Origin of the sequence: Campylobacter sp. 2018MI34 (assembly GCF_016598975.1) — a bacterium.
GTDB lineage: Bacteria > Campylobacterota > Campylobacteria > Campylobacterales > Campylobacteraceae > Campylobacter_D.
The window spans coordinates 1-398 of sequence record NZ_JAENKS010000235.1; the positions used below are offsets into that span (position 1 = coordinate 1).

At 49.5% G+C, this 398-nt stretch carries 1 protein-coding gene; it reads right to left on the bottom strand.

Features of this window, described 5'->3' with window-relative positions:
• On the bottom strand, window positions 1-365 hold a 365-nt coding region (locus tag JG676_RS08605), incomplete at its 3' end, for a hypothetical protein (RefSeq protein ID WP_200217982.1).
• Window positions 366-398 lie beyond the last annotated feature (33 nt).

A 398-nucleotide genomic window follows, 5' to 3' on the forward strand; every position in this document is an offset into this window, starting at 1 on the left:
TCTACCATCGCGCTGGAAACGATACGCAGACCGTATTGACCCATCCAGGTGCTGTTAGAGTTCAAATCAGAGGTAAACAGCGTATCCACTCTGGTCATCAGCTTATCGAACATCGCCTTGTCTGCGGTGCGGAAATACGCTTCCAGCGTTAGCAGCAGCGGGTCGGTTGCGTTGCTGATGTTCTGATAACCTACGGTGTATACCGCACTTTCACCTTCTCCCTCGCGCACTAAGGTGCTGGTGTGAACCTCCGTTCCGGTAGTGTTGTCACGCAGAACGACGGTCAGTTTGGCAACTTTCTCGCCGAAGGTGGTTTCGGACGCATAATGTAAATCCATCACAAGATTTTCGCGTAAAACAGTCATCTTTATCTCCCTGTAGTTGACTAACCTATATTA